The 25360-nt window shown below is 69.0% G+C and carries 27 protein-coding genes; 10 read left to right on the top strand and 17 right to left on the bottom strand.

The window, feature by feature from the left end; translation table 11 throughout:
- Nucleotides 1-92 precede the first annotated feature (92 nt).
- Nucleotides 93-425: a twin-arginine translocase TatA/TatE family subunit gene (gene tatA, locus N5095_RS18335; RefSeq protein ID WP_267624678.1), complete on the top strand. Its 333-nt coding sequence runs from the start codon at nucleotides 93-95 to the stop codon at nucleotides 423-425.
- Nucleotides 426-686: 261 nt separating this feature from the next.
- Here tatA and N5095_RS18330 read toward each other — a convergent pair whose 3' ends face one another.
- The 10 genes from N5095_RS18330 to N5095_RS18285 form a co-directional block, all read right to left on the bottom strand.
- On the bottom strand, nucleotides 687-992 hold the full coding sequence (locus N5095_RS18330) for a DUF7127 family protein (protein ID WP_267624614.1): 306 nt from the start codon (nucleotides 990-992) through the stop codon (nucleotides 687-689).
- Between the two features lie 96 nt (nucleotides 993-1088).
- Nucleotides 1089-1976: a hypothetical protein gene (locus N5095_RS18325; protein WP_267624613.1), complete on the bottom strand. Its 888-nt coding sequence runs from the start codon at nucleotides 1974-1976 to the stop codon at nucleotides 1089-1091.
- A complete protein-coding gene (locus N5095_RS18320) occupies nucleotides 1973-2407 on the bottom strand; it encodes a hypothetical protein (protein WP_267624612.1) in 435 nt (144 codons plus the stop codon). Before N5095_RS18320 ends, N5095_RS18325 begins: the two co-directional genes overlap by 4 nt.
- Nucleotides 2397-3320, bottom strand: coding sequence for a signal peptidase I (locus N5095_RS18315; protein WP_267624611.1), 924 nt, complete (start codon nucleotides 3318-3320; stop codon nucleotides 2397-2399). Before N5095_RS18315 ends, N5095_RS18320 begins: the two co-directional genes overlap by 11 nt.
- On the bottom strand, nucleotides 3317-4513 hold the full coding sequence (locus N5095_RS18310) for a hypothetical protein (protein ID WP_267624610.1): 1197 nt from the start codon (nucleotides 4511-4513) through the stop codon (nucleotides 3317-3319). The genes N5095_RS18315 and N5095_RS18310 overlap by 4 nt, the downstream gene beginning before the upstream one ends.
- Before the next feature lie 225 nt (nucleotides 4514-4738).
- The gene (locus N5095_RS18305) at nucleotides 4739-6106 is read right to left on the bottom strand and encodes a SipW-dependent-type signal peptide-containing protein (protein WP_267624609.1); all 1368 of its coding nucleotides are present in this window, start codon (nucleotides 6104-6106) and stop codon (nucleotides 4739-4741) included.
- 297 nt (nucleotides 6107-6403) lie between these two features.
- Nucleotides 6404-8572, bottom strand: coding sequence for a dipeptide ABC transporter ATP-binding protein (locus N5095_RS18300; RefSeq protein ID WP_267624608.1), 2169 nt, complete (start codon nucleotides 8570-8572; stop codon nucleotides 6404-6406).
- A gap of 1 nt (nucleotide 8573) precedes the next feature.
- Nucleotides 8574-9488, bottom strand: coding sequence for an ABC transporter permease (locus N5095_RS18295; protein WP_267624607.1), 915 nt, complete (start codon nucleotides 9486-9488; stop codon nucleotides 8574-8576).
- Complete coding sequence (locus N5095_RS18290) at nucleotides 9488-10456, bottom strand: ABC transporter permease (protein ID WP_267624606.1); 969 nt, start codon at nucleotides 10454-10456, stop codon at nucleotides 9488-9490. The genes N5095_RS18295 and N5095_RS18290 overlap by 1 nt, the downstream gene beginning before the upstream one ends.
- A gap of 2 nt (nucleotides 10457-10458) precedes the next feature.
- Entirely contained in the window at nucleotides 10459-12138 is a 1680-nt protein-coding gene (locus N5095_RS18285; protein WP_267624605.1) for an ABC transporter substrate-binding protein, read from the bottom strand.
- 181 nt (nucleotides 12139-12319) lie between these two features.
- Between N5095_RS18285 and N5095_RS18280 the strand changes: the two genes are divergently transcribed.
- The 3 genes from N5095_RS18280 to N5095_RS18270 all read left to right on the top strand — a co-directional run bounded on the left by N5095_RS18280 (nucleotide 12320) and on the right by N5095_RS18270 (nucleotide 15325).
- Nucleotides 12320-13561: a M20 family metallo-hydrolase gene (locus tag N5095_RS18280; protein ID WP_267624604.1), complete on the top strand. Its 1242-nt coding sequence runs from the start codon at nucleotides 12320-12322 to the stop codon at nucleotides 13559-13561.
- 236 nt (nucleotides 13562-13797) lie between these two features.
- Nucleotides 13798-14613 carry an IclR family transcriptional regulator gene (locus tag N5095_RS18275; protein ID WP_267624603.1) on the top strand — a complete coding sequence of 272 codons (816 nt, stop codon included), beginning with the start codon at nucleotides 13798-13800 and terminating at the stop codon, nucleotides 14611-14613.
- A gap of 289 nt (nucleotides 14614-14902) precedes the next feature.
- Nucleotides 14903-15325: a universal stress protein gene (locus tag N5095_RS18270; protein ID WP_267624602.1), complete on the top strand. Its 423-nt coding sequence runs from the start codon at nucleotides 14903-14905 to the stop codon at nucleotides 15323-15325.
- 30 nt (nucleotides 15326-15355) lie between these two features.
- On the opposite strand, the gene N5095_RS18265 is transcribed toward N5095_RS18270, so the two are convergent.
- The 5 genes from N5095_RS18265 to N5095_RS18245 all read right to left on the bottom strand — a co-directional run bounded on the left by N5095_RS18265 (nucleotide 15356) and on the right by N5095_RS18245 (nucleotide 19249).
- On the bottom strand, nucleotides 15356-16177 hold the full coding sequence (locus N5095_RS18265; protein ID WP_267624601.1) for an alpha/beta fold hydrolase: 822 nt from the start codon (nucleotides 16175-16177) through the stop codon (nucleotides 15356-15358).
- Nucleotides 16178-16226: 49 nt separating this feature from the next.
- Nucleotides 16227-17762: a PHA/PHB synthase family protein gene (locus tag N5095_RS18260; RefSeq protein ID WP_267624600.1), complete on the bottom strand. Its 1536-nt coding sequence runs from the start codon at nucleotides 17760-17762 to the stop codon at nucleotides 16227-16229.
- A gap of 1 nt (nucleotide 17763) precedes the next feature.
- Nucleotides 17764-18321 (bottom strand): poly(R)-hydroxyalkanoic acid synthase subunit PhaE, encoded by a 558-nt coding sequence (locus tag N5095_RS18255; RefSeq protein ID WP_267624599.1) that lies wholly within the window; start codon nucleotides 18319-18321, stop codon nucleotides 17764-17766.
- Nucleotides 18322-18444: 123 nt separating this feature from the next.
- Nucleotides 18445-18927 (bottom strand): hypothetical protein, encoded by a 483-nt coding sequence (locus N5095_RS18250; protein WP_267624598.1) that lies wholly within the window; start codon nucleotides 18925-18927, stop codon nucleotides 18445-18447.
- Nucleotides 18920-19249, bottom strand: coding sequence for an AbrB/MazE/SpoVT family DNA-binding domain-containing protein (locus N5095_RS18245; protein WP_267624597.1), 330 nt, complete (start codon nucleotides 19247-19249; stop codon nucleotides 18920-18922). The genes N5095_RS18250 and N5095_RS18245 overlap by 8 nt, the downstream gene beginning before the upstream one ends.
- A gap of 175 nt (nucleotides 19250-19424) precedes the next feature.
- On the opposite strand from N5095_RS18245, the gene N5095_RS18240 reads away from it, so the two are divergent.
- The 5 genes from N5095_RS18240 (at nucleotide 19425) to N5095_RS18220 (ending at nucleotide 22901) form a co-directional block, all read left to right on the top strand.
- Complete coding sequence (locus tag N5095_RS18240; RefSeq protein ID WP_267624596.1) at nucleotides 19425-20177, top strand: MaoC family dehydratase; 753 nt, start codon at nucleotides 19425-19427, stop codon at nucleotides 20175-20177.
- Nucleotides 20178-20346: 169 nt separating this feature from the next.
- Nucleotides 20347-20829: an HTH domain-containing protein gene (locus tag N5095_RS18235; protein WP_267624595.1), complete on the top strand. Its 483-nt coding sequence runs from the start codon at nucleotides 20347-20349 to the stop codon at nucleotides 20827-20829.
- Between the two features lie 316 nt (nucleotides 20830-21145).
- A complete protein-coding gene (locus tag N5095_RS18230; RefSeq protein ID WP_267624594.1) occupies nucleotides 21146-21889 on the top strand; it encodes a beta-ketoacyl-ACP reductase in 744 nt (247 codons plus the stop codon).
- 115 nt (nucleotides 21890-22004) lie between these two features.
- Nucleotides 22005-22322, top strand: a complete 318-nt coding sequence (locus tag N5095_RS18225) for a MarR family transcriptional regulator (protein ID WP_267624593.1) — start codon at nucleotides 22005-22007, stop codon at nucleotides 22320-22322.
- A gap of 159 nt (nucleotides 22323-22481) precedes the next feature.
- Complete coding sequence (locus N5095_RS18220; RefSeq protein ID WP_267624592.1) at nucleotides 22482-22901, top strand: universal stress protein; 420 nt, start codon at nucleotides 22482-22484, stop codon at nucleotides 22899-22901.
- A gap of 20 nt (nucleotides 22902-22921) precedes the next feature.
- On the opposite strand, the gene N5095_RS18215 is transcribed toward N5095_RS18220, so the two are convergent.
- Nucleotides 22922-23560 (bottom strand): DUF6517 family protein, encoded by a 639-nt coding sequence (locus N5095_RS18215; protein WP_267624591.1) that lies wholly within the window; start codon nucleotides 23558-23560, stop codon nucleotides 22922-22924.
- 352 nt (nucleotides 23561-23912) lie between these two features.
- Entirely contained in the window at nucleotides 23913-24374 is a 462-nt protein-coding gene (locus N5095_RS18210; protein ID WP_267624590.1) for a restriction endonuclease, read from the bottom strand.
- A gap of 308 nt (nucleotides 24375-24682) precedes the next feature.
- On the opposite strand from N5095_RS18210, the gene N5095_RS18205 reads away from it, so the two are divergent.
- Complete coding sequence (locus N5095_RS18205; RefSeq protein WP_267624589.1) at nucleotides 24683-25339, top strand: DUF7344 domain-containing protein; 657 nt, start codon at nucleotides 24683-24685, stop codon at nucleotides 25337-25339.
- Nucleotides 25340-25360 lie beyond the last annotated feature (21 nt).

Raw genomic sequence — 25360 nt, 5'->3', positions numbered from 1 at the left:
GCCCGGTTACGACGCCGTGCGTGACCGCGGAGTCACTGCCACGGCCCGGTAGAAAGGCTATAATCGGGAGTGACCTACCGAATGTAGCCATGATGGAACTACCCTCGACAGTCCCGCTGTTCTTCGGGCTCCCGGCCGGCCCCGAGATGCTGATCATCCTCCTCATCGTCGTCCTGCTGTTCGGGGCGAACAAGCTCCCGAAACTGGCCCGCGCCAGCGGACAGGCACTCGGCGAGTTCCAGAAGGGGCGCTCCGAACTCGAACGCGAGCTATCGGAGATGAACCCCGTCGAGGACGGAGACGAGGACGACGAGGAGGGCGAGACCGACGCCGACGCGGCCGACGACGTCGGCGCCGCGGCCACCCTCGAACCGGAGGCCGAGGCGGTCGAGACGAACGACTCCGACCCCAAGCCGGCCGCGTGAGCGTCCCCGTCTGCGTCTCGCTCTCCGAGCGCTTCGGCTCTCTGTTTCCGACCGGGTCCCGGACACCTATCCGGACTCTCCACACGTTCTCCCTGGCCTCCCTCCGCGCACGCTCCCGTCCTCGCCACCGATTTCGCCGATTCGCCGATTCAGCGATTCGCCGGCCCCATCGTTCGTCGATTCATCGGGGAACCACGGTGTCGTTCGGGGTTCGGAACGGGAACTCGACCCGGCGACGGGCCCGGCGGTACCCGGTCGGCTCTACCGCCGGACAGTGAGCACGCCGTTGTTGAGCGTCACGTCCGCTCCGGTGACGCCCGCCGGGAGGTCGACCTCTATCTGTCGGTCACCGCCACCGCCGCCACCGACGGACGGCGCCCGTTCGTCCGCGGAACTGTTCCGGCCGTCGACGACGATGGCCGTCCCCTCGACTACGTCGAGCGACGCACCCGGCCCGAGCGGTCCGAGGTCGGCGGTCAGAATCGTCTCGCCGTCGCCTTCGACTTCGCGTACCCTGACGGTGTCCCGCTCCTCGTCCGCGGTCTCTCGCTCGTGTGGGATTCTCACACCCGTGTCTTCGGGTGCCAGACACCTAAGTCGACTACCCTAACGACTAGGTACCGTGACGGTCGGGTGGTGCCGGACCGCCGTCGAGTCCACGACTCACCGGCCGCGCAGCGCGAGCCGGAAGCCGAGTTCGACGCTGTCGGTCTGGACTTCGTTGCCGACGGTGGTCGGGAGTCGCCACTCCGCGACGAACCGAACCTGCTCGCCGGCGTCCACCGGGGCGCTCCCGGCGACGCCGCCGGCGACGAAGTCGGTCAGGGAGATGAACGCGTGGTCGGAGCCGACGAGGTAGACGGTCGAGCCGTCCGCGCGGTCCAACCGGACGCGCAGTTCGAGTGCGTCGCCGAGCTCGCCCTCGGTCGCTCCGCCGGTCGTGTCGACGTCACGCTCGGGGTCGGTGCGCCCGTTCTCCAGGCTCCGCACGTCGGCCGCGGCGACGCTCAGGACGGCGTCGCGGCTGCCGTCGTTGACGACCGTGGCCGCGCTCCGACCGTTCGCCCCGGGTACGGCGTCGTCGACCGAGACGAACGGGGTCTCCGTGTGACCGCCGCCCGCCGACAGCGACACCGTCCCCCGGTCGGACTCGTCGACACCGTCGGTACCGTCGGTTCGGTCACTCCCGTCGCCGTCGTCCCGAGCGCCGGTGCGGTCGGTGCGGTCTGTACCGTCGTCGCCGCCACCGTCGGCACCTCCGGCGCCGTCTCCCCCACCGACGCCGCCACTCGCCCCGTCGTTGGAGGGGTCCACCGTCGTCGCGTTCCGGTCCGACCCGGTCGCGCCGGACGCCGACCCGTCCTCGTCGCCGTCGGGGGCGTCGGGCGTTTCGGTGGTGTCGGGGGAGTCAGCGGGTCCCCCGCCCATCCCTCCGTCGGTCGGTCCGACCCCGCCGGGGTCGGCGACGAAGCCGGCCCCGGCCCCGACGAGAACGACGGCGGCGAGCGCCGCGACGAGCCACTCACGCTTTCCGAGGCGGCGTCCGGTCATCGCGACCACCCCGCGACGGCCGCGACGGCCGACGCGTTCGTCGGGGCCGTCCCGTTCGCTCCGGTTTCGGCCGACTCCCCGTCGCCGGTCGGTACCGGCGTGGGAGTGGGCGTCGTCGTTCCGTTCGCACTCCCGTTCGGCGCCTCGCTCGCGTCGCCGCCCGCCGTCGTTTCACTCGCGGCGCCCTCCGACGTGGCCGTTCCCGGGTCGTCGGCCCCGTTCGCACCACCGACGGTCGCCGAGCTGACCCCCGTCTCCGACTGACCGGGCTGGCTCGACTGACCCGTACCGTCGACGGCGACGAGGCTCCCCTCGACGCGCTCCGTGTCGGTGAACGAGGCGAGCGTGACCTCTCCCGCCGGCGCCGCTACGACGACGGCGGCGACGAGCACCGCGACGAGCACGTACGTCGCTCGGTGACTACCGGCCATCGTCGACACCTCCCGTCGGGGCGTCGGTCGGACCCGACTCGGCGGCCTCGTCGCGGCCGCTCAGGTAGAGCGCCGCGGCCAGTGCGAGCGAGGCGTTGGCGGCGACCGCCGCGGCGACCGCCCAGCCGGCGGTCGTCACGTAGGCGACCCACGCGGTGTACGGACCGGCACAGAGGAGCACCCCGAGTCCGATTCGGAGCTCCCCCGGTGCGAGTGTGATTCCGCCCGTCGGTTCGTCGGGCGTCACAGTGCCTGCCGCCGTTCGTGTCGCTGTCGTATCCATCGTCTCGTCCGTCCTGGCCGTCCCCTCCGTCCCCTCCGTCCCGTTCGCTCGTTCGGCCTCGCCCACCCCGTTCGGCCCGTCCGTATCGTCCACGTCGTCCGGTTCGCGCCGTCCCCGGGTCGCCCCCGAGACCACGCTGCGGAGCTCCGTCGCGAGCAACAGCCCGAACGGGACGACGACGAGTGCGACGACGCCGGCGGGCGTCCCGCCGAACCCGACCACGTAGCCGACGAGCGGAAGCGTGAACGCGACCCGCCCGAGAAGTTCACTCTCGGTGACGACGCCGGGGTCGGAGTCCTCGTTCGCGTCGCCCTTGGTGACGAACTGGCGGCCGAACTCACCCTCGCGGACCTCGACGACCCGGTGGGTGACCGGCGTCGACGCGCCGCCGTCGCGGAACGTGACGACGTCGCCCGCCTCGACGGCGGTCGGGTCGACCCGCTCGACGAGCACCGCGTCGCCGGTGTCGATGGCCGGCTCCATGCTCCCCGAGAGCACGACGAAGCTGTGCTGTGCGCCGACGAGCCCCGGCGCCGCGAAGACGACGAACGGGGCGACGAGTCCGACGACGAGGAGGAGCGCGAGAGCGTGCGTGGTTCGCTCGGGCACCGGTAGCCCCGGTCGGTTCACGCCGACCGACCTCCCTCGCCGCCCGCCCCGTCGTGGTGGCGACACTGGACGGCGTCGAACGTCAGCGTGAAGTCGACGCGGTCGCCGAGCCAGCCGTCGTCCGGTCCCCCTTCATCGGGGAACGTCCACGCCAGCCCGAGGTACGCCGGCTCGCAGGCCGGCAGACAGCCCGGCGGCTCCGGGTCGTCCCCCGAACCCGGACAGGTGGAGAAGACGACGTTGCTGATGGCCGCCTGCTTGCCGCCGTTGTTCTCCGGCGGTCGGAGCGCCGTCCCCCCGTTCGGACCGAGTTCGTCCGTCCCAGAGACGTTCGTCCCCGTACCGCCCTTCACCTCGACTCGACACACCGACCCGGCGGTCGTCTCAAAGTCGAAGGCGTACACCTCGCGGTCGTCGCCGTCGGCGTCCTTCACGTAGAACCGCGTCAGTTCGACCGTCACGGCCCCGTCAGGCCCGTCGAACTCGAAGGTCGGCGGGTCGGCCGGAGCGAACTCTTCGACGCCGGCGTCGTAGGTGCCGCTCCACGACTGGCTCGTCCCTTCGAGCGAGATGTCGAGGACGCCGCCCTCGTTCTCGTCGAACTCGAGTTTCCCGAGCGCAATCGGGTCGTCGGTCGTGCCGCCGGTCGTACCGCCCGTTGCCCCCGGCCCGAGGTGGTACGACCCGCCGAGCAGGTCACGCAACGACCCGGTTGCGAGCGTCGTCGCACCCGTCGGGTCCGTCAACGCGTCGAGCGAGTCCGCGTAGTACAGCGTCCCCTCGACGCGGTCGACCAGGTCCTCGCCGTCGTCGTCGCCGTCCGCAGTCCCGTCCAGTCGAACCTCGACGGTGGCCGGGTTGTCACAGACGCGAAACGCCGTCCAGACGTACCCCTCGTGGCCCTCGCGAACCTCGTCGACGACGGGCCGGACGCGCGACTCGGTGGCGTAGCTGACGCCGTCGAACCCGGAGCCGTCGTACGGCGTCCAGCTCTCCGTTCGGTCGTCCCATGCCGTCCACTCCTCGTCGGGGCGGCGGCGGAGCCACGTCGTGGCGAGTTCGAGGTCGACGTTGCCGGCACGGAGCCGGTTGTCGGCGACCGTCTCGCGGTCGAACAGCGCCGCACGCGTCCCGGTTCCGCTGGCGAACCCGACTGCGCCGGCGCTGCCGAGACCGAGCAGGAGGCGGCGCCGGGAGATGTCGTCGCCGCTCACCGTGACTCACCCCCGCCGAGAGTCGCTCCCCCGTCCCCGCCTGTGTCGTGCGTGTGTATCATGTGAATCGTGTGTATGTCCGTTCCGAGTGCCGCCGCCCTCGGATGAAACCCACCGGCGGAGTCGAACCGCCGAGACGCGATGGCGACCGCGTCTACGTCCGTCGCGAACAGCGACGGTCGTGGCACCGGTGTGGGTCCGGGAAGGAACCTCGCCGAAGCGTCTTCAGTACTTGACGAGGATGTTCATCCCGTAGTTGCCGACCTGCTCGACTCGGCCGCTCTTCGAGTCGTTGACGAACTCGAACGTCCCGGTGACGGTGAACCCGTCGCCGAGCGTCGCGCCCTCGACGAGGAGGTGCTTCTTGTCGTCGCCGTTCTCCGCGGGGGCCATGACGCTCGTCGGGCCGCTGTCGATGCCGTCGTCGACGGTCACCTCGCGAATCTCGAAGTCGAAGTCGTCGCTGGACTTGGCGACCAGACCGAGCTTGTCGCCCGCGCCGGGTACCGTGTTAGTGATGGACGTCGAGCCGTCGTCGTGGTACACCGTCATGGTCGCCTCGTCGTCGCCGTCGAAGGTCAGCTCGAAGTCGTAGCCCGTGTTGTAGAACCACTCCGAGGGGCTCGCGTAGCCGTAGTTCGTGTTCAGGTCCTGCGTCTCGAGGCCGTCCGGGCTCTCGAAGCGGAGTTCGGTCGCACCGCGGCTGCCGGCGATGGCCTGCGGCGACCACTTGTCGGTCGTGAACGGCCACCCGCGACCGCGCTTCGTCGTGACGTTCACGCACGGGTTGTCGGCGCCGTCGTTGTGGCGACACTGCTCGGCGTAGAACTTCAGGTCGAACTCCACGGAATCGGACTGGACCTCGTTACCGACCGACGCGGGGAGCCAGGTCTCCACCACGACGTGGGCGTCCGCGTACTCGTCGCCGTCGCCCGCCTTGTCGAAGCAGTTGCGGTTCTTCTTCGGCGGGGTGACGTCGCCGTCGCCGTCGAGCGGGATGCCCATGCGGAGCGCGTCCAGAACCTCGCGGAGGGTCCCCTCCACCAGCAGGCTGTCGTCCACGGAGTCGTGGTAGTACGAGACGTCGCCGACACTGTGGGGGCCCTGGTACCCGTCCGTGCCGTGACCCTTCGTGTAGGCCACGCGCGCCATCATCCGCTCGGCGAGTTCGCCGTCGTGTGCGGAGTCGTCGACGTGCTTCTCCGGTTCGTTCCGGCCGTTCTCGTCGTCCGCGGTCAGTTCGCCGCACATCCAGAGGTACGCCGGGTTGTTCCGGATTTTGAAGCAGAACTCCGCCGCGAGCGCGTCGCCTGGCTTGATGTCCGAGAGGTTCGCCGAAAGGTCGCCTTCGTCGCCGTTCTTGACCTTGGCGAACTCGTGGCGCGACCCCCTGCCGTTCTTCGCGCCGAAGTAGTACGCCTTGTATCCGACGAGGAGGTCGAGCTCCCCAGCCGTCAGCGTGTTCCCGTCGAACTCTTCCGTGTCGTTGAAGTACGCGGACGTGCCCAGGCCGGCACCCGCGCTTGCGATACCGATGGTTCCGAGGCCTGCGAGCACCGACCGCCGCGAGATGTTGAGGTTGTCGTCTGCCATGTGTGATCTGTCCGGGTTTCGGCGCCGGACTCGAACACACCTTGGCGAGGATACAGTTTATAAATTCACAGCTTTAAGAATTTCTGGTAGTAAGACACGAACTCTCGACATACATACTTGATTGCCTGAAATTATGTCCTGCTGGTAATTGCACGATTACGCTCTCCTTCGCGTTCTCCCGCGGTAGCAACGGTCGTGACGCAGGCGTAAAGGGGCCGTTTCGCGGGCTCTGGCCGGGCCAGATACCCCGAACCGGGGTCGAACGGGCACGCTCCCGACGCGGAGCCGCGGGGCGGCTCAGTCGTCCGAGCGTGCGCCCGACTCGACGCTCCGGGCGTCGCCTGCGTGGCCCTCGCCGACCGGTTCGGACATCTCCTCGCGCGAGAGGTGGCAGGCGATGTGGTGGCCGTCGCCCGCGTCCGCCAGTTCGGGGTCCTCGCGCTCGCAGACGTCGCCGATCTTCTTCGGACAGCGCGTGCGGAACGAACAGCCCGAGGGCGGGTCGATGGGGCTCGGAACGGTCCCCTCGAGCAAGACCCGGTTGGTGCGCCGGGTCGGGTCCGCGTGGGGCACCGCAGAGAGGAGCGCTTGCGTGTAGGGGTGGTACGGCGCGTCGAACACGTCCTCGACGGTGCCGAACTCGGCGACCTCGCCGAGATACATCACCGCGAGACGGTCGCAGATGTGCTTGACGACGCCGATGTTGTGCGAGATGAACAGGTAGGCGATACCCTCCTCGGCCTGAATCTCGTTGAGGAGGTTGAGAATCTGGGCCTGCACGGAGACGTCGAGCGCGGACACCGGCTCGTCACAGACGATGAGCCGGGGCTCGACCGCGAGGGCGTGGGCGATGGCGACGCGCTGCTGCTGGCCCCCGGAGAACTCGTGGGGGTACTTCCCGGCGGCGCCCGCCGAGAGGCCGACCCGTTCGAGGAGTTCGCCGACACGCTCGTGTTTCTCCTCACCCGAGGCCACGCCGTGTTTCTCCATCGCGCGGCCGATGATGCCGCCGACGGTCTTTCTCGGATTCAGTGAGGAGCCCGGGTCCTGGAAAATCATCTGCATCTCCGCCCGGAGGCTCCGAATCTCGCTGCTTCCCAACTCGTGGAGCGGCTGGTCGTCGAAGTACACCCCGCCGTCCGTCGGCTCCAGTAGCTGGAGCACCGTGCGGGCGACGGTGGACTTCCCACAACCGGACTCGCCGACCAGCCCGACGGTCTCGCCGGGGTAGATGTCGAAGTCGACCCCGTCGACGGCCTTCACCGACTGGCGTTTCAGTTTCGGGAACCCGCCGCCGGAGCGGTCGAGCGTGAGACCACCCAGCACGCCGTCGCCGGCCGAGAAGTGCTTCTTCAGCCCCTCCACGCGGAGGAGCGGGTCGCCGGAGCGGTCGACCGACTTGCCGAGGCCGGCGGCGTCCGGCACGCGACCCTCGGAGAGGTCCAACTCGTCGGCGCGGATGCAGGCCGCCGCCGACGGCGTCCCCTCGACCCCCCGGAGTTCGGGGTCGCCCGCCGTCCGACACGCCTCCTCGGCGTACGGACAGCGCGGGGCGAAGTTACAGCCCGTGGGGAGTTCGGTGAGGTCCGGCATCGCCCCGTCGAGCGTCGGGAGTTCGTCGTACTCGCGGTCGGTCTCCGGGATGGAGTCGATGAGCCCGCGGGTGTAGGGGTGAGTCGGGCGTTCAAACAGCGCCTCCAGTTCGGCCTTCTCGACGAGGTTGCCGGCGTACATCACGCCGACGGTGTCGCAGGTCTGGGCGACCACGCCGAGGTTGTGGGTGATCATCAGGATACCCATCCCGCGCTCCTCCTGCAGCTCGTTGAGGAGGTCGAGAATCTTCGCCTGCGTCGTCACGTCGAGCGCCGTCGTCGGCTCGTCGGCGATGATGAGGTCGGGTTCGCAGGCGAGGCCGATGGCGATGAGCACGCGCTGGCGCATCCCGCCGGAGAACTCGTGGGGGTAGTCCGAGAAGCGGTCGGCGGCGTCGGGGATGCCGGTCTCGGCCATCGCGTCGATTGCGATCTCCTTGGCCTCCGTCTCGCTCACGTTCTGGTGGCGCTCGACCGTCTCGACTATCTGACTTCCGACCGTGAGAACGGGGTTGAGCGAGCGCATCGGGTCCTGCGGGACGAGCGCGATGCGATTCCCCCGTACCGTCTGCATCTCCTTTTCGGACTTCGCAGCGAGGTCCTCGCCGTCGAACAGAATCTCCCCGCCGACGATTTCGCCGGGGTGGTCGATGAGCCCCATGACGGAGCGGGCGGTGACGGACTTGCCGGCGCCGGACTCGCCGACGATGCCCATCGTCTCCCCCCGCGAGAGGGTGAACGACACGTCGTTGACGGCGACGACGGGGTCGGCGTCCGTGCTGAACTGCGTGCGCAGGTCGCGCACGTCGAGCAGTGGGGTGTCGGTGTCGGCGGTCGATGCCACGTCGGTCGCGGTGGACTGTGTCCGGCTCATGTTAGCTCTCCACCGTGTCGACCTTCGGGTCGAGCACGTCGCGCAGGCCGTCGCCGAGCATGTTGAAGCCGATGACGGCGAAGGCGATGGCCAGCCCGGGGAAGATAATCATCCACGGTGCGGTCTGCATGAACCCCCGGCCGGAGTTGATCATCAGCCCCCACGACGGCTTGGGGGGTTGCGCGCCGAGACCGAGGAACGACAGCGACGCCTCCGCGAGCATCGCGAAGGCGACGTTGATGGACGCCTGCACCAGGAGGGGCGCCATACAGTTGGGCAGCACCTCCTTGAACACGATGTAGCCGTCCGACTCCCCGCGGGAGACGGCCGACTCGACGTACTCCTCGTTGCGTTCGGAGAGCGCCGCCGACCGCCCGACGCGGGCGATGTACGGCGTGTAGACGAACGCCAGCGCGAGGATGACGTTGTTGAGATTCGGCCCGAGGACGACCATGACGGTCAGCGCGAGGAGGATGGGTGGGAACGCCATCGCGGCGTCCATCACGCGCATCAACACCTCGTCGACCATCCCGCCGGCGTACCCGGAGACGACGCCGACGGTCGTCCCGACGGCGAGCGCGCCGACGATGGAGCCGAAGCCGACGTACAGCGAGATACGGCTGCCGAGCACGACGCGGCTGAAGATGTCGCGCCCGAGTTCGTCGGTGCCGAAGGGGTGTTGGAGCGAGGGCGCCTCCGAACGGGCGTCGATGTTCGTCTCCGACACCGAGTACGGCGCGATGAGCGGCGCGAACAGCGCGACGACGACGAGCGTCAGCACGATGGCCAGCCCGACCATCGCCTTCGTGTTGTGTCGGAACTGGCGCCAGAGGCGGGCGTAGCGCTCCTTCTGGGCCGTCGTGATGCGGAACGAGGAGTCCGCCCGCTTCGTTTCGGTTCCCGCGTCGGTCGCCATCAGTTCTCACCCCCGTAGCGGATGCGCGGGTCGAAGTAGGCGTACAGGACGTCGGCCGCGAGGTTCGACAGCATGTACATCATGGCGACGACGATGATACACCCCTGCAGCAGCGGGATGTCCCGCGACTGGATGGCGGTGAGCGTGAGCTTCCCCATCCCCGGCCAGAAGAACACCTGTTCGAGGACGACGATGCCGCCGAAGGCGTACGCGAACTGGAAGGCGATGACCGTGATGACCGGGATGACGGCGTTACGGAAGGCGTGACGGATGACGACGACGCGCTCGCTCATCCCCTTCGCCCGGGCGAGTTTGACGTACTCGTCGCCCAGTTCTTCGAGCATCGACGACCGGGTCATCCGCATCACGTACGCCGTCAGGGCGAACCCCATCGACGTGGCGGGCAACACGAGGTGTCGAATGGTGGTCATCCAGCCGTTCTCGGCCTGGCTCGGTGCGACGAACCCGCCGGTCGGGAACAGGTTCAACCAGACGGCGAAGACGAGGATGAACACCAGCCCCCAGAGGAAGATGGGGATGGAGACGCCGACGAAGCCGAACATCGAGGCGGCCACGTCGGCGGGTTCGTTCTGCTTCACCGCGGCGATGACGCCCAGCGGCAGGGAGAGCACGACGGCGAACGCCGTGGCCGCGACCGCGAGCAGCAGCGAGCGCGGGAGCTTGTCCATGATGAGCCCCCAGACGGGTTCGCCGAAGCGCAGCGACTGCCCCATGTCGAGTTGGAACAGCGCCCACAGCCAGTCGAGGTACTGCACCCACAGCGGCTGGTTCAGCCCGAGGTCCGCCCGCAACGCCTGCAGACTCGCCTCGCTGGCGTTCGGCCCGAGGATGAGCACCGCAACGTCGCCCGGCAGGACGTTCGTGACGACGAACGTGATGAGCGTCACGAACAGCAGGGTGACCGCGAGGAACCCCACCCGCCGGACGAGATAGCTGAGCATCGACATCGCTAGCGGTCGAGCCAGTTGTCGTTGAAGCGCAGCGACGACCCGTCGGGGGTGCCGATCTTCCCCTTGTAGTCGGGCTGTGCCCCGTAGAGGTTCGCCTGCCAGAACAGCAGCAGGTGGCCGGCGCGCTCGTCGTGCATGATCTGCGTCGCCTCCTTGTACAGCTCAGCCCGCTTCGACTCGTCGTACAGGTGACGCGCCTCCTCGACCTTCGCGTTGTACTCTTCGTTCGTCCAGCCGGTGAAGAAGAACGCCCCGTCCGGGTGGAGGAACTTGTAGAACGACACGTCGGGGTAGTACAGCGCGAGGTACGACGAGGTCGTCGCCTCGAAGTTCTGCTTCGAGTACACGTCGCTGAGCCACGAACTCCACGTTATCTTCTGGATGTTGAGTTCGATACCCGCCTCGCTCGCCTGGTCGGCGATGACCTGTGCGGCCTGCACCTGCGCGGGGTAGGACTGCGGAATCTTGAAGGAGACGGAGAACCCGTCCGGCATCCCCGCCTTCTCGAGGTGCTCCTGGGCTTTGTCGAGGTCGCGGGGCCGGGGCTGGACGTCCTCGTTCACCCACGGGCTCCCGGGGGTCGCCGGGCTCGCCGTCGCCTGGCCAGTGCCGTACAGCGCCGCCTCGGCCACCTCGGCCTTGTCGAAGGCGTAGTCGAGCGCGAGGCGGGCGTTCTTGTCGCTGAACGGCTCCTCCTCGCAGTTGAGCCCGAGGTAGACGAGCGACTTGGGGAAGTTCTTCTCGAAGCGCACCGACCCGTCCTGTTGCACCCGCTGGACGTCCTTCGGAGGGATGCCGTTGATGAAGTCGTACTCGCCCGCCATGAACGACTGGAGGCGGACGCTCGGGTCCGTAATCTCGGACTTGACGATCTTGTCGATGTACGGCCCCTCGACCGAGTCGGCCCCCCAGTAGTCCTCGAACTTCGTCATCGTGAACGAGGATTCGATCTCCCGGCTGTCGAACTGGTAGGGGCCGGTGCCGATGGGCTCCTTGATTTCGCTCTTCTCCGCCTCGGCCGCCGGCAACACCGCGAGTTCGGCCGTCGACATCTTGGCGATGAAGGGGGCGAACGGTTCGGTCAGTGTCACCGAGAACTCGTAGTCGCTCGGCGCCGACATCGAGTCGACCTTCTGCATGAACCCGTTGGCGACGAACTTCTCGTTGCCCTGGACTCGCTCGAAGGAGGCCTTCACGTCCGCCGAGGTCATCTCCTCGCCGTTGTGGAACGTGACCCCTTCGTGGAGCGTGAAGGAGAGCTTCGTGTTGTCCTCGGAGGTGGTCATCTCCTTCGCGAGGAGCGGTTCGAACGTGTAGTCCGGCTGGAGCCGGACGAGCCCCTCGACGATGTTCTCGAGCACCCGCTTCGAGGCCGCGGCGGTGTCGAGATGCGGGTCGAGCCCCTGCACCGGCACGGCGCCGCCCCACTGGAGCGTCCCGCCGGACTTGGCGCCGCCGGCCCCCGACCCCGAGGCGCTCTCGTTGCCCGTGCCGGAGCCGGAGTCGGTGCCCGTCCCACCGCTCCCGTTACCGGAACTCCCGGTGTCGTCGCCCGCGAGGCAGCCGGCGAGCCCCAGTCCGAGGGTGCCCGCCGACGCCGTCGCGAGGAACTGCCGGCGAGCGAACCCGCCGTGGCTGTCGCTGTCGTCGCTGTCGGACCGATTGCTATCCCGCCGCATGGTACCACCAACCGGACAGCGGCTAATAAAATTATGGAAACCTGCCACAGCGGTGACGTAGCCGCCGACATCGGCCGCTTCGGGCGCACGCGGGCGAGCGCCGAACACACTTATTTGGAAACTGTCATATCCGCTGCAAGTGGCGAAATCGTGAAGTACGGCCCCTCGAAAGGCGGGAGATATGCCCGTTCGAGAGGCTCGGCTCCGCGACGACCTCGAAGCCAACGGCTCCTTCGGGGCCGTCGAGGGGCCGGGACACGGCCGCACTGTACTCACCGGGAGCGACGCCGACCGTGCCGCGAGAGACCACTTCGTCGACCGACTGGAGGACGCGGGCCTCGCCGTCCGCGTCGACGCGGTCGGTAACGTCGTCGGCCGCTACACTCCCGACGACGCCGACCCGACCGCCGCCCCGGTCGCCGCCGGGAGCCACCTCGACTCCGTACCCGAGGGCGGCATCTTCGACGGCCCGCTCGGAGTGTACGCTGCCCTCGAAGCGGTCCGTGCGCTGAAAGAGGACGGCGCCGACCTCGCCCGGCCGGTGGAGGTCGTGAACCTCACCGAGGAGGAGGGCCAGCGCTTCGGCGGCGGGCTGGTCGGCAGCTCGGTCGCCGCCGGCGACATGTCGCTCGAAGCCGCGCTGTCGCTCGAAGACGACGGAGAGACCCTCGAAGAGGCGCTCGCCGGCATCGGCTACCAGGGCGACGGGGTCGTCGACGCGAGCGAGTGGGACGCCTGGCTCGAACTCCACATCGAACAGGGGGAGCGACTGGAGACAGCCGGCGTCCCGGCGGGGGTCGTCACCAGTATCACGGGGCTGACCCGGTGTGCCGTCGAAATCGGCGGGGAAGCGGACCACGCCGGAACGACGCCGATGGGCGGCCGGACCGACGCGCTCGCCGCCGCCAGCGAGTTCGTCCTCGACGTGGAGCGCGCCGCGGAGGCTCGCACCGAGTCGTCCGCGTCGGCGGTCGGCACCGTCGGCCACGTCGAGGCCGCACCGAACGCGCCGAACGTCATCCCCGGCCGGGTCGACCTCACCGTCGACGTGCGGGACGTGGAGTACGACTCCGTAGAGACCATCGTCGCCGCCGCCCGCGACAGCCTCGACCGTCTCGAACGCGAGCGCGGCGTCGAGACGAGCCTCGACCGGCCGTGGGACCGCCGACCGGTGCCGATGAGCGACCGCGTCCGGGAGGCGTTCCACGTCGCGGGTGCGGACCGGGGAATCGACACGGCCGACCTCCACTCCGGCGCCGCCCACGACACGATGCACTTCGCGAACGCCACCGACGCCGGCCTCCTCTTCGCCCCCTCCCGCGACGGACTCTCTCACACGCCCCGTGAGTGGACCGACTGGGCCGACTGTGCGGCCGCGGCCGAGGTGCTCGCCGGCGCCGTCGCCGAACTCGCCTCGGACTGAACCGGACGCTCGCCACGATTTCCTCTCTCTCTGAGCGCCCTACCGCTCTGTTCTCACCTCGCGAACGACTTGGTATCGGACGTGACGTCTCGACGCCGGATTCGAGCCTCGAAAGTGACGCTTTCACGGAGCGTAGAATACGAACCACGCAGAGCCTCGGCGGTTGGCGGTGTAGCGCCGGTCAAAGACGTTCGCGCATAGCAAACGCCTTTGTGCCGCGCACGCAAAGTCCGCGTATGACCGACCGCGACCCGCCGGCGGAGGCGCGCACCCTCACCACGGTCCAGCACGCCTTCGACGTCGTGCGCGCGCTGGAAGAACTAGACGGCGCCGGCGTCACCGAACTCGCGGAGCGACTGGGGATGTCGAAGAGCGCCGTCTACAGCCACCTCACGACGCTCCGGGAGGAGCGCTTCGTCGTCAAGGACGGCCACACCTACGAGCTGAGCCTCGGGTTCCTCCTGCTCGGGGAGTACGTCCGGAACCGCCACCAGCTGTACCGACACGGGAAGCGCGAACTGGAGGGACTCGCCGAGGAAACGGGGGAGTACGCCCACCTCGCGACCGAGCAACACGGGCTGAGCGTGAACCTCTACAAGGTGCGCGGCGAGAAGGCCGTCGGCAGCGACTACCAGACCTCGAAGCTCCAGCGTCCGGACTTCCTCCACTTCTCCGCGACGGGGAAGGCGATTCTCGCCCACCTCCCCGAAGAGCGCGTCCACCGGATTATCGACCGCTACGGACTGGAGCGGAAGACCGAGCACACCATCACCGACCGCGACGCGCTGTTCGACGACCTGGAGCGCGTCCGCGAGCGCGGCTACTCGACGAACGACGAGGAGGAGGTCAAGGGGCTCCAGGCGGTCGGCGCCCCCGTCCGCGACGCGACGGGCCGAATCCTCGGCTCGGTGTCGGTGTCCGGCCCCGTCAACCGGATGCGCGAACCGGAGTACCACGACTCCGTCGTCGAACACGTGACGAACGCCGCCAACGTCATCGAGGTGAACGTCAACATGGCCGACACGGCGACCGAACTCCCCACGTTCGACTGACGCCAATTACACCAATACGCCTGTAAAGCGGGGCGGAACGGAGAGGGACGGTCGAAACGGTGGGCGGAAACGTTCTGTTACGGACGACCGGAGCGCCCTTCGAACCTCGACCTCGGGTAGAGGGACCACGGACCTGCGGGGAACCGGCGGCGGGAGCGCCGGCGCGGCACGCCGACAATCCCCGATTTCTGCCGTTTCGGTCGGCGCGCTCCGGGCCGTCCCCTCACCTGCCTGAGGGGACGGGGTGGCGGTTTAATGCTGGTCGGGGGCCTCCCCTCTCCCGAGAGCGATGTACGAGTCCATCCTGATTCCGACGGACGGGAGCAAAGGCGCACAGCGCGGCGTCGACCACGCACTCGACCTGGCGGCGGAGCACGGCGCGACCCTCCACGCCCTGTACGTGGTCGACGAACGGGTTCACGGGACGACGCCGGCGCTCAGCAGCGACGAGCTGTACCTCGAGACGGTCGAACAGGGGGCGGAGACGTTTCTCGGCGAGGTCGTCGCGCAGGCGCGTGCTCAGGGACTGGAGGCCCTCCCGGCCTGTATCCGGGGGGACCCCTGCGAAGTCATCCTGCACTACGCCCGCGAACACGACATCGACGTCATCGTGATGGGCCACCACGGGATGGTGCCCGAACGCCGGCCACACCTCATGGGCTGTGTCGACGAGGTGTCCGAGGTGTCGGAGGTGCCGGTCCTCACAGTCTGAGGGGCCTATGCAGGGGTCCACGCGCCGAGGTCAGTCGAGTCGCCCGAAGAACTCCTCACAGACCGTGTTGAAGGCCCGAGGGTTGTCCTCGTTGACGAGGTGTGCCGCCGCCGGAATCGACGTCGGGTCGCCGTCCGCCACCGCCGCCGCGAGACGTGCGCTCTGGCGCTTGACGGGAGCCGCCTCCGACGCCCCGTGGACGACGAGCGCCGGGGTCTCGACGCCCGACAGCGCCGACGATTCGTAGTCGTACAGCGCGTCGAAGACCTTCAGGAACTCCTCGTGGGAGACGTCGCCGACGGCGTCCATCGCCCGGGCGCGGACGGCCGGGTCGAGCGAGAGCCACGGGCCGCCCGTCGCGGTCCGAATCGAGGCGAGCATGGTCCGGAACGTCGTTCGCGGCCCGGTCGTCGAGAGCGACAGCGACAGCGCCGGCAGCGGCGACAGGAACGGCTTCACCCCGGCCGGGAGCGCGACGGGGGGCATCGACTGTATCGCCCCCGCGAACACCGCTCCACGGACGGACTCGGGGTGCCGGGCGAGGTACTCCTGGACGACCATCGAGCCGAGCGAGATGCCACAAAGCACCGGGCGCGTCGCGTCGAGGTGGGTGAGCAGGCGTCGGAGGTCTTCGGTGAACAGCTCGACGGAGTAGGACGCGCGGTCGGTGGCGCCGGTCCGACCGTGCCCTCGCAGGTCCAGCGTGACGACCCGGTGCGAGTCGGCGAAGTGCCGGAGTTGTGCGCGCCAGGCGTCCCCGTTCGACCAGCCGCCGTGGACGAACACGAGCGGGACGCCCTCGCCGCGTTCTTCGTACCAGAGTGTCCCGCCGTCGACGGGTAACGTAGCCATCGAGAGGAGAAGCGAGTCGGAGGGACGTGAACGGTTCGGCCGGCGCCGACTACTCGTCGTGTTCGTTGCCGTCGTGGCCCTCGGCGTCGGCGCGTCCGGTGCGTGTCCTCGCGTCCTCGACCCACGCGCGGACCCGGTCCTCGGAAACGTCGATGGTCTCGGCGAGCGCGGCCGGGTCGGCCTGTGCGAGCGCCGCCACGTCGACCACGTCGGCCTCGCGGAGGCGGGTCGCGTAGGAGTCGCCGATGCCCTTCACGACCTCGAGGTCCGTCTCGTCGACGTCGCCTTCGGCGTAGTCGTCGAGGTCGGCGTCGGTCTCGCCCCCGCTCTCCGTCTCACTCTCGCCTTCGGTCGCCCGTTCGACGACCTCCTCCTCGGCGGCCATCTCGCCGGGGTCGGCCGCCTCGGACACGTCGTCGGCGTCCTCGACGGTCTCGACCTCGGCTTCGAGGCTCGCTTCGGCGCCGTCCTCGGCCTCGTGCTCCCCGTCGCCCTCGACGTCGGCGCCGGAGCGCTCGGCGAACCAGTCACACACCTGCGGCCAGAGCTGTGCGTGGGACTTCGAGGAGACCGACAGGCCGATGTGGCCGGTCGGGAACTCGAACGTCTCCACGTCGTCGCTGCCGACGAGTTCGTTGAACGGGGTGCTGGCCTCCGGCGGGATGAGGTGGTCGTACTCGCCGACGATCTGGAGGACGGGCATGTCGATGTTCCCGAGGTCGACGCGCTTCCCGTCCAGTTCGAGTTCGTTGTTCGCCAGCTTGTTCTCCTGGTAGATGTCCTCGAGGAACTGCCGGTAGGTCGCGCCGGCGACGTCGATGCCCTCGCTCAGCCAGCGCTCCATCCGGGCGAAGTTCTCGGTGAACTCGTCGTTCTCGACGTTGTCGTACAGCCGGACGTACTTCGTGACGAAGTTGTCGACGGGGTCCATCAGCGCGAACCCCACGTCGAGGAACTCCGCGGGGACGTTGCCGAACGTCTCCGTCACCGCCTCGGGGGAGTAGTACTCCTCTTCGCCCCAGAGTTCGAGCAGGCCGCCGCCGCCGGTGAAACAGAGCCCGGCGGCCATCAGCGCGAGGTTGCGCACCTTCTCGGGGTGGAGCGAGGCGTACATCGCGCTCATCGTCCCGCCCATGCAGTAGCCGAGCACGTTGATGGCGTCCTGCCCGGAGCGCTCGCGCACCACGTCGACGCAGTTGTCGATGTAGCGGTTGACGTAGTCGTCGAGCGTGAGGTGGACGTCGAGCGTCGAGGGCTCCCCCCAGTCGATCATGTACACGTCGAACCCCTGGTCGAGCAGCGTGCGGACGACGCTCCGGTCGGGCTGGAGGTCGAGCACGAACGGCTTGTTGATGAGCGCGTAGGTGATGAGGATGGGGACGTCGTACTGCTCTTCGGTGCGGGATTCGTAGTGGAGGAGTTTGAGCTTGTTCTCCTCGTAGACGACCTCACTCGGCGTCTGGCCCACGTCGACGCTCGCCATCTCGGCGGGGCGCTCGGGGAGGCTCCCGGCCTTCTCGGCCAGCCCCGCGGCCCGCTGGAGGCCCTGGCGCTGGAGGTCGAGCGCCTGGACGAACGGGTTCATCTCAGTCCTCCATCGCGTCGATGACGCGGTCGAGCTTCGACTCGATGGCGTGCTGGCGCCGCTCCAACTCGACGAGTCGCTTGCCGACCTCCTGGACGTCGCCCTCGGTGGCGAATCCCAGGGTGTGGAGCGTCGCCTCGGCGCTCTCGTCGAGTTCCTGCTGGAGCTGCAGGGTCTCCTCCAGGCGCTGGCCCGTCATCGCGGCGAACGCGGAGGTGCTCATCACTTCCTTGAACGACTCGTTGGCGGCGTTGAGCCAGATGTCGCGGAAGTCCTCGACGGCGACCTCCTCGCCCTCGAACGCGTCGGCGACGCGCTCCAGGACGTCCTCCGAGGCGGTCATCCAGACCTCGTAGGCCTTCGCGTACCCGTCGAGTCCCTCCTCGGTCATCTCGCTCGTGTTCTCCGTCGACTCCTCGACGGCGTCGAGCCAGGCGTCGACGAACCGGCTCTGGGCTTCGACGTTCCGCTCGAACGCGTCGGCGAACGCGCGGTTCGACTCCTCGACGAACGAGCTCCACTGGTCCCCCGGTGACGCATCGTAGTTCTGTTCGGACATTTGGATGGTGTTGTAGTAGCGTGAATATGAAAGTTGTCCGCCCCGACGTGCTCGGCGCGTCCGCATCGGCCGCCCGGCCGACGGTCCGCCGACGTCGGGACGGTCGTCGGTCGCTTCGGCGGCTCAGTCGTCGGCGGGGGCGTGGCCGTGGCCCTCGCGGCTCGCGTCGAACTCGTCGAGCGTGCCGACGAACGCCTCGACGGAGTCGTCGACGGCGGCGAGGTAGTCCTCGAGCAGATCGTCGTAGGTCTCGACACCGTCTTCCATCCCGGCGCGCATCGCGTCCCAGGTCTGGTCGGAGATGTCGTTCGACGCCTCGAACTGCCCGCGGACGACCGCGTGCATGCTCTCGAACATCGGCGCACCCATCGGGACGCTCGCCTCCATGGCGTCGAGGTACGCCTCGACGGCCGTCCGGGTCACGTCCGTGCTCTTCTTCTGGAGGGACTGACTCGCCTCCATGCCGTCGGCCATCGTTCGCATCGAGCGGCGCTGGAACTCGACGCTCTGGTGGAAGAGACGCTGACTCTGCTCAACGGCGCGGCGCTGTGCGTCGAAGAAGCTCGTGAACGGGTCGGTCGTGCTGGGGGTGTCGTGGTCACTCATCGGAATCACTCTCGCGGTTGCGCTTGATGGGGACGACGAACGTCTGCACCAGGTCACCCTCCTCGATGTCGAGCGCCTCGCGCTCGGCGTCGGGGATGCTGATTCGGCCGCCGCTCTGGACGCGCGTCTTGAACACCGCCGTGCCGAAGCTCATCGAACCCATCGAACCGAGGTCCGAGAACGCGTTCCCGGAGCGGCGACCGCCGCCCATCATACGTTCGAACAGCTCGAGCTGTCGGTCGGTGAACTCCTCGCCCGCCTGCTGCATCCGCTCTGCGAACATGGCCGGCGGCCAGTTCGGTGCGTCGCGTTCGTCGCTCATCTCGTCCCGAACGTGGACCCACAGACACATAACCCTTCCCCTCGTTACCAACGAGTGGTGACAAAAGACAGCAGATGGCTTCACACGGTTCGAGCGGGGACGGCGGCCGGTTCGCGGGCGGCGTGAGCCGGAGAGCACCGCAAGAGGGATACGAGGGGCGGCCAGTGGGGGGAGTATGAACGGTGGGAGCACGACCCCCTACGCGCGATGGCTGCGGACCACCACGGAGACGTGGGCCCGAGCGACGGGACACATGACCAACGGCGTCCTCGAAGCGAACCGGGCGGTGCTCGCCGCCTACGGCTTCGACGGCGCCGGTACGTCGACCGACGCCGACGGTGCCACGGCGTCCGCCGAGTCGGGGGTCGACAGCACGGAGACGAACGGGGACGGGACGGGAGCGGGGACGGCGTCGCCGGACTCCGTCGACCCGTCCGGGTCGGTCGCGATGTCGGCGACGACGAAGGCGGCCCACCTCGCGGGCGACGAGGAGGCGGGTTGGGACGTAGAGTACGACCTCGACGACGAGGACGCCGTCGCGGTCGGCGACAGCGTCCGGTTCTCGAAGCCGGTCGACGAGGCCGACGTCCTCGCGTTCGCCCGCGCGAGCGGGGACACGAACCCGCTCCACCTCGACGACGAGTTCGCGGAGGGGACCCGCTTCGGCCGGCGAATCGTCCACGGTACCCTCGTCTCCGGGCTCATCAGCGCCGCGCTCGCCCGGCTCCCGGGGCTCACCATCTACGTCTCCCAGGACGTCCGCTTCCTCCGCCCGGTCGACATCGGTGGGCGGCTGACCGCCGTCGTCACGGTCGACGAGGACCTGGGCGACGCCCGGTACAAGCTGTCGACGGACGTCTTCGACGCGGAGGAGCGACCGGTCATCGAGGGCGAGGCGGTCGTCCTCGTCGACCCCGAAGCCGGGTAGTCGGGGACGGCGACGAGGACGGCGACGACCACAGCGATGGCGCCGACGGCGGCGCCCGCGACCGCGACGAGCGGCGGACGGGTCCCGCCGTTGCCAGTAGCACGAGGAATTAATACGCTTCAATCGCATCTGTTCTGGTACCCAGTAACACGGGAGGGTTAAGCCAGTCATGGACACTGATACGTCTTCGGAACGGTCCGTCACGCTGTTCTTGCGTGCGGACCCGGAACCGGGTGCGGAGCGGCCGCGACAGCGCGTCGTCGAACGGCTGTCGGCGCTCGAACGGGAGGGCGCCCTCGACGAGTACGACGTCGTGGTCTGGGGGCGCGAGATTCGCCTCGGCGGGCCGCTCGAGGGCACCCCCTACTACCGTTCGGTCCTCGACCGCGTCGAGGAGTTCGAGACGTGGGCGGCGCGGACGGGAACGTCGCTCGACCCGCTCTTCCAGCGCCGGACGGTCGAGTCGGTGATGACCGACGAGGAGTACGAGGTCCTCACGCTCCCGGTCGCCTGCCTCGCCGTGTACCGCGACGACGAACTCCACCGCCTCTACCCCTGCGGGAGCGGGGACGGCGCCTGCTCGGTGACGGAGTGTCTGGACCGACTCGAGTCGGAGGGCGTCCCGACGACGGTCGGCGCCCCGGTTCCGTAACGTCCGCCACCCACCCTTTTCGCGACGTTCCCGACAGCCCCGGTTCGGGGTGTGACTGTTCGACGACCCCGGAGCGTGCATTACTGTCACGACTAGCCCTGGATTGATACCGCACAAGCCGGCATTTCCTTAGAGTTGTTTTAGGCGGTATTAGGGCAATCCTCTTAACCGAAATCGACAATCGCTTCGCCAACGGCAGCGGTCGGGACGAGAGCCCCCGGTCGGGAAGGGAGGAACGGAGTTCCCACGAGCGCCGCGAGGAAGCGTCCGCCCGTGTTCCGACGGCCGAGCGCCCGCCGCTGCCGAGCACACAACCATGTCATCAAACACCCGGACGTGCGTCGTCACCGGCGCCTCGAGAGGAATCGGGAGCGGCATCGCCGAACGGCTCGCCGAGGACGGCCTGAACGTCGTGGTCAACTACCGCTCCTCGGAGGGGGAGGCGTACGACGTCGTCGACCGAATCGAGGCGGCCGGCGGCACCGCCATCGCGGTCCAGGCCGACGTGACCGACCGCGAGGAGGTCGAGGGGATGCGCGAGCGCATCCACGACGCCTTCGGTCCCGTCGACGTGCTCGTCAACAACGCCGGCATCACCGTCGACCGGACGTTCAAGAACATGACCCGCGAGGAGTGGGACCGCGTGATGGACGTGAACCTCGGCGGCGTGTTCAACTGCACCAAGGTGTTCTACGACGACATCAAGGAGTCCGACGGGGGCCGCATCATCAACATCTCCAGCGTCGTCGGCCAACAGGGGAACTACGGCCAGGCCAACTACGCGACGACCAAGAGCGGCCTGTTCGGGTTCACCCGGACGCTCGCCCTCGAGCTCGCGAAGAGCGAGGCGACGGTCAACTGCGTCGCCCCCGGCTTCACCCAGACGGACATGCTCGCCGAAGTGAGCGAGGAGGTCCAGGGGAAGATCAGACAGCGCATCCCGCTCGACCGCTTCGCGGAGGTCGAGGACATCTCCGGGATGGTCGCGTTCCTCGCCGGCCCCGAGTCGAGCTACATGACCGGGCAGGTGCTCGGCATCAACGGGGGGATGGAGTGGTAGTGGGGGACCGACACGCCCGTCGACCGGCCTACCGCTTCGCACCCGTCCTCGACTCGACCCGAGGCCCGACTCGCACCGACTCGCCGACCGACTGCCGCCGATAACCCGACCCATCATGAACGCTCAGCAATCCACCACGACCCCGACGACCCGTGAATCGACCGACGACAGCCACTCGAACGCGCCCGCCGTCCCCGAGACGCTCCCGGGCGGCGTCAGCTCGGCGGAGGCGAAGCTCGTCTACCTCTACGTCCGCCAGCGCGGCGCCTGCAGCGCCGAAGAGCTCGCCGAGTCGCTACGCCTGACGAAGCTCTCGCTGTTCCCGCACCTTCGGACCCTCCTCGACCGCGGGCTGCTCCGCCGCGAGGACGACCGCTACGTGCCCGCCGAGGATGCGTTCGGCGGCGCCGGGGCGGCCGGCACGGCCGACTGATCGAGTGGCCGGCCGACTTCTCGCCCGCCGGGCCGTTCCACGACCCGACGACAGCCGGTCGGGCCACACGCCGTTTCTCGCCGTCCTCGTTCTTCACCTTCGAGAACCAGCGTCGACGGTTATGGCCTCGCCCCACCGACTCTCCCCCGGAGGCCACCGATGTACGATACCATCCTCGTCCCGGTCGACGGGAGCGACCCGTCGAATCGGGCAGTCGAACACGCCTTCGAGCTCGCAGAACGCTTCGACGCGGCGATTCACGCCATCCACGTCGTCGACACCCACCGCTACGGCGAGCCGGCGCTGAGCAGCACCGAACTCGTCGTCGACGAGTTGGAGGCCCGCGGTCACGACCTGTTGGAGGAGCTGATGGACCGCGCCGACAACATTGGCGTCGCCGTCGAACCCCGGGTCTGTCACGGCGACCCCGCCGACGAAATCGTCGCCCACGCTGACGCCGTCGACGCCGACCTCGTCGTCGTCGGGTTCCAGGGACAGAGCCACCGACGACCGGGTCGGCTCGGCAGCGTCGCCGACCGCGTGCTCCGGAGCGTCGACCGGCCGGTGCTCGTCGCGTGAGCGCCGAGCCGGGGCCGACCTCAGTCGTCGTCCCGGAGTAGCTCGAACAGTTCGCGCCGGAACCGCTCGGCGTCGAGCGACGGGAGCGGCGCCCGTTCGGCGTCGGTGAACACCTGGTCGAAGTCGCGGGCGGGGTAGGCGCCGCCGGCGAGCCGGAACGACCCGCGCTCGACCGCCACGGTCAGCCACGCCTCGACCCGAACCGGCGTCCGCTCCCCCCCGCGCTCGACGACGTGTGTGGCAGTGAAACGGTCCGGCCGACGCCCGCCGAGGCCGGACGGGCGCCCCCCGGCGTCGAACGACGACCCGCGCGCCCGGGTCACGTCGACGAATCCCCGTTCCTCGAGGTCGTCCGCGAAGGCCCGTCGGGCCTCGCGTCGAATCGTCGGAAGCCAGGTCGCGGGGCCGACGCCGGGAGCCAGCGGCGGGGTGAACGAGAGCCGCGTGAGAAAGACGAAGCGCCACGGCCGGTCGAGCGCCCCGTCCGTGGCGCCGCGAACCGCCTCCCGCAACGCGTCGTCCTCGTAGACGAGGGTGTAGCCGTCGACGCGCGCCGTCGGCGAGCGGAACAGCGACTCCTCGCGTCGGTCGTACAGCTCCCAGCCGCCCGCCTCGAGTGTCGTCTCGGGGACGGTCGGCCACCGCCGGTCTGACTCCATACGTGTGTTGGCGGGAGCGGGACCAATACCCTACCGGCGGGGTGACGGGTCCGGCCCGGAACGCCTCTGGGACCCCCGTCGTGGCGCGAGTCCACACCGACTCGGTCGTATTCCACCGCCGTTTCTCCGTGGAAATATTGGATTACTCGGAGTGGCGGCGGTGTCGTCGCCGAAACGAGCGTTGAATTACACCAGTAGTACTGTAATCGGCTACGGAGTGCTCGGGACGCGTCGGGAGCCGGACAATCCCCTATTTACAGCCGGATGGTGGCCCGGTCGGCAGTCTCACCGGACGAACCGGCCGCCTCGTCGCGCCGTCGTGGCACCGCGGGCCGACGGGCGGACGTGTCGCTCAGTCGAAGGCGCCGGCGGTCTCGATGCCCGAGGACGGCTCGTAGTCGGCGACGACGGCTTCGAGACCCTCCTGTCGGACGAAGTCGTGGAGGTCGTCGACGGAGACCGCCTCCGCGTCGAGGGCGCTCTGCTGCGTGATTCGTCGGGCGGTGGTGCGCGCCTCCACCGAACACGGGCCGCTCGAGACGACCGCCGCCTCCGAGGCCCCGTGTTCGAGCGCCGCGCCCGCGACCCGCTGGACCGCCGCCGACCCGGCCGCCGTCGACTCGCGGCCGCTCCAGCGTCGCACCGACACCACCCGATACCGTCGCGGCCGGGTGAGGTGGTAGTCGATACCGGTCGCCGTCTCGCTCGCCGGCTCGACGTCCCAGCCGGCCGCTTCGTGAATCTCGCGCACCGCCGCCTCGAACTCCGACGGCGTCACCCCGTTCGCCCAGTTGCGGAACTCCCCTGCGTGCATAAGATATCATTACTTTCGTACTACTTGATACTTGTGGCGGATTCGGGGGCGAAGCGAACCCGACCGACCGGTCGGGCTCCACCCCGACGTACGGTCGGGGAAACGTGAGGGACGCGTCGACGCGCCGCTCGCGCCTGTCCAGGGGTGGTCGGGGACACCGAGTGACCGGCGGTTCGCGGTCGTGGGGTGGAGGGCGGCACGTCGAGACCGCCGGTTCCGCTTCTGGCGCCGCCTGTGCCCGCCTCTGGGCGACCCATGTAGTCATTATTCTTACAATAGTTATCTGATACCGGCTCGACGGGTGGAACATGAGCCAGACCGACGGAGGCCGGAGGCCGGACGACGACCGAGACGACATCGACGGAGACGACGTGCCCCTGGATACGCTGTACGGGGTGCTCAGTCACAGCCGCCGGCGACGCGTCCTCGACCGGCTTCTCGGCGGCGACGAGGTCGACGTCGACGACGTAGCCGACACCGTCGTCGCCGCGGAGGCGGGGAAGCCGGTCGAGGACGTGACGTCCGAGGAGCGCCGGCGCGTCGAGACGGCGCTCAGACACCAGCACCTCCCGAGGCTCGTCGACGACGGGTTCGTCGCGTGGGTGCGCGAGGGCGAGACCGTCCGCCTCGCGCTCCCGGTGTCGACGGTCGAACCCTACCTGCACCCGGGCGGGACGACGACCGAGGGGGAAGCCACAGTCGGCGACGGGAGACGGACCGACGACGGGACACCGACCGAGGAGAGGGCCGGCGACCGAGGGACCGACGGCCCATCGGGTGGCGTGCTGGTGGGGGCTGGCCTCCTCTCGGTACTCCTGTCGGGCGCCCTGCGGGCGCTCCCCGAGACGACGCGAGCCCGCCTCGCGGCCGCCACCCCGCTCCTCGTCGGAGTCGGACTCGTCGCCGCCGGGGTCGCCCGGCTGGCTCGCGGCCTCCTCGGCGACTCGCGGCGCTCCCGCTTCTGAGAGCGCGCTACTTCGGTCGCA

Origin of the sequence: Halobium salinum (assembly GCF_026586625.1) — an archaeon.
Lineage (GTDB): Archaea > Halobacteriota > Halobacteria > Halobacteriales > Haloferacaceae > Halobium > Halobium salinum.
The sequence above is the reverse complement of the archived record's forward strand: the minus strand, read 5'-3'. Positions and strand labels throughout refer to the sequence as shown.

Excerpts from the sequence above, each read along its gene's own strand:
- N5095_RS18320 (WP_267624612.1), bottom strand. The coding sequence starts at position 2,407 with ATGGCCGGTAGTCACCGAGCGACGTACGTGCTCGTCGCGGTGCTCGTC.
- tatA (WP_267624678.1), top strand. The coding sequence starts at position 93 with ATGGAACTACCCTCGACAGTCCCGCTGTTCTTCGGGCTCCCGGCCGGC.
- N5095_RS18250 (WP_267624598.1), bottom strand. The coding sequence starts at position 18,927 with ATGAGTGACCACGACACCCCCAGCACGACCGACCCGTTCACGAGCTTC.
- N5095_RS18210 (WP_267624590.1), bottom strand. The coding sequence starts at position 24,374 with ATGCACGCAGGGGAGTTCCGCAACTGGGCGAACGGGGTGACGCCGTCG.
- N5095_RS18240 (WP_267624596.1), top strand. The coding sequence starts at position 19,425 with ATGAACGGTGGGAGCACGACCCCCTACGCGCGATGGCTGCGGACCACC.
- N5095_RS18220 (WP_267624592.1), top strand. The coding sequence starts at position 22,482 with ATGTACGATACCATCCTCGTCCCGGTCGACGGGAGCGACCCGTCGAAT.
- N5095_RS18265 (WP_267624601.1), bottom strand. The coding sequence starts at position 16,177 with ATGGCTACGTTACCCGTCGACGGCGGGACACTCTGGTACGAAGAACGC.
- N5095_RS18300 (WP_267624608.1), bottom strand. The coding sequence starts at position 8,572 with ATGAGCCGGACACAGTCCACCGCGACCGACGTGGCATCGACCGCCGAC.
- N5095_RS18275 (WP_267624603.1), top strand. The coding sequence starts at position 13,798 with ATGACCGACCGCGACCCGCCGGCGGAGGCGCGCACCCTCACCACGGTC.
- N5095_RS18270 (WP_267624602.1), top strand. The coding sequence starts at position 14,903 with ATGTACGAGTCCATCCTGATTCCGACGGACGGGAGCAAAGGCGCACAG.
- N5095_RS18245 (WP_267624597.1), bottom strand. The coding sequence starts at position 19,249 with ATGAGCGACGAACGCGACGCACCGAACTGGCCGCCGGCCATGTTCGCA.
- N5095_RS18255 (WP_267624599.1), bottom strand. The coding sequence starts at position 18,321 with ATGTCCGAACAGAACTACGATGCGTCACCGGGGGACCAGTGGAGCTCG.
- N5095_RS18235 (WP_267624595.1), top strand. The coding sequence starts at position 20,347 with ATGGACACTGATACGTCTTCGGAACGGTCCGTCACGCTGTTCTTGCGT.
- N5095_RS18325 (WP_267624613.1), bottom strand. The coding sequence starts at position 1,976 with ATGACCGGACGCCGCCTCGGAAAGCGTGAGTGGCTCGTCGCGGCGCTC.
- N5095_RS18230 (WP_267624594.1), top strand. The coding sequence starts at position 21,146 with ATGTCATCAAACACCCGGACGTGCGTCGTCACCGGCGCCTCGAGAGGA.
- N5095_RS18225 (WP_267624593.1), top strand. The coding sequence starts at position 22,005 with ATGAACGCTCAGCAATCCACCACGACCCCGACGACCCGTGAATCGACC.
- N5095_RS18260 (WP_267624600.1), bottom strand. The coding sequence starts at position 17,762 with ATGAACCCGTTCGTCCAGGCGCTCGACCTCCAGCGCCAGGGCCTCCAG.
- N5095_RS18205 (WP_267624589.1), top strand. The coding sequence starts at position 24,683 with ATGAGCCAGACCGACGGAGGCCGGAGGCCGGACGACGACCGAGACGAC.
- N5095_RS18215 (WP_267624591.1), bottom strand. The coding sequence starts at position 23,560 with ATGGAGTCAGACCGGCGGTGGCCGACCGTCCCCGAGACGACACTCGAG.
- N5095_RS18295 (WP_267624607.1), bottom strand. The coding sequence starts at position 9,488 with ATGGCGACCGACGCGGGAACCGAAACGAAGCGGGCGGACTCCTCGTTC.
- N5095_RS18305 (WP_267624609.1), bottom strand. The coding sequence starts at position 6,106 with ATGGCAGACGACAACCTCAACATCTCGCGGCGGTCGGTGCTCGCAGGC.
- N5095_RS18280 (WP_267624604.1), top strand. The coding sequence starts at position 12,320 with ATGCCCGTTCGAGAGGCTCGGCTCCGCGACGACCTCGAAGCCAACGGC.
- N5095_RS18290 (WP_267624606.1), bottom strand. The coding sequence starts at position 10,456 with ATGTCGATGCTCAGCTATCTCGTCCGGCGGGTGGGGTTCCTCGCGGTC.
- N5095_RS18285 (WP_267624605.1), bottom strand. The coding sequence starts at position 12,138 with ATGCGGCGGGATAGCAATCGGTCCGACAGCGACGACAGCGACAGCCAC.